This is a genomic window from Streptococcus pseudopneumoniae (assembly GCF_001072375.1).
Taxonomy (GTDB): domain Bacteria; phylum Bacillota; class Bacilli; order Lactobacillales; family Streptococcaceae; genus Streptococcus; species Streptococcus pseudopneumoniae_L.
Genome location: NZ_JVKV01000074.1, coordinates 1 through 1321, shown reverse-complemented (window position 1 = coordinate 1321; position 1321 = coordinate 1). Strand labels below are relative to the sequence as shown.

The 1321-nt window shown below is 38.8% G+C and carries 1 pseudogene; it reads right to left on the bottom strand.

Annotation, left to right across the window (positions count from 1 at the left end):
- Positions 1-1321, bottom strand: a pseudogene (locus ADH31_RS10025) (accessory Sec-dependent LPXTG-anchored adhesin); the annotation flags it as partial.

Sequence of the window (1321 nt, the reverse complement as noted above, 5' to 3'; positions counted from 1 at the left end):
CTGACTCAGACGCTGATGTACTTGCTGATTGGCTCGCACTTGTTAACGCTGACTCAGATGCGCTTGTGCGTGCAGATTCTGAGGCACTCGTTGAAGCTGATTCTGAAGCTGATGTGCTTGCTGACTCTGAGGCTGACTGCGAAGTTGATAGACTAGTATCATCTTTGTCTTCCACAATTACATTGAAGTAATTAGTAAAGGTAGTATCATCATCACTACCCGAATACGGTCTAAAAGTAAAGGAAGTGTCGCTTTCAGAATTTATCGGAACAGTCCAAGTTGACGTTAAAGCGTAACCTTGTTTTGAATAGAAACCAGTCAACTGGGAACCATTGCCCCATGTGTAATTACCAGGTCCATTTTCAGTTATAGGTGTAGTACCATCTTTCAGTAAACCATTTCTGGTGTATTTATTTCCTGAAGAGTCTGTAAGATAACTTGTTACACTTGAAGGAGTACCAAGTCCACTACCCAAGGTAAACATGGTTTGCCTTGAGGTACCAGTATTGTAGATAGTATGATTAGCACTTGCACTAGCTGGTGGCTTCTCAACAGTCGAGGTTTTAGGATTATCATAAGTAATTGTATAAACAAAAGTTAGTTTTGAACCTTCATTTTTCACGGTTAACTTATAATAAATTGGAATATTATATCCTGTGTCTGTACCTTCACCCGTGAAGTATTTTGACTCACCTACTGCAATGTTTAAATTTGCGCTTATAGCAGGGCTACCATTGACAGTTGTATTGCCCGAAAAACCTGCAGTAGTCAAGGCTGACATTAACTCATCAACTGCACTTCCGAGTTGTTCCCGTTGTTGAGCATATTGTTCCAAAGTTGCATTTGATTTCAGTAAGCGATTACTATTAGAAATTTCAAACTGAATTTTTGCAATAGCAGCATCCAAAGAAGCCTTGTGCCCCAAGTTTGTTACTTTTGATGAATAATTTCCTGCAAGATTTGCAAGTATTTCTGCTTCTGATAAGTTTTGATCCAAAAGAACTTTAGCAGGTGATGGCGAACCTTGACTGGTTGTTTCTCCTTCTTTCAAATCTTGATTAGAAGTACTTTGAGAAACAAAAGCTACTATAGAATCACGAGCTAAAGTAGCCTTATTCACTGCCGCAGTCAAATCGCTATTTGAATCTGCTAAAGCTTTTTCAATTTCTAATATAGCAGAATTTACTTTAGTGATAGCTGAATCAGCATCTGGCAAATCTACTGCTTTTGCAAGATATTCACCCATTTCAGCTGAAAGTTTAGCAAGTTTCTTACGATCTTCTTCAACCTTCTTAGCAGTTGCTTCTGTAGCAGCAGTTGT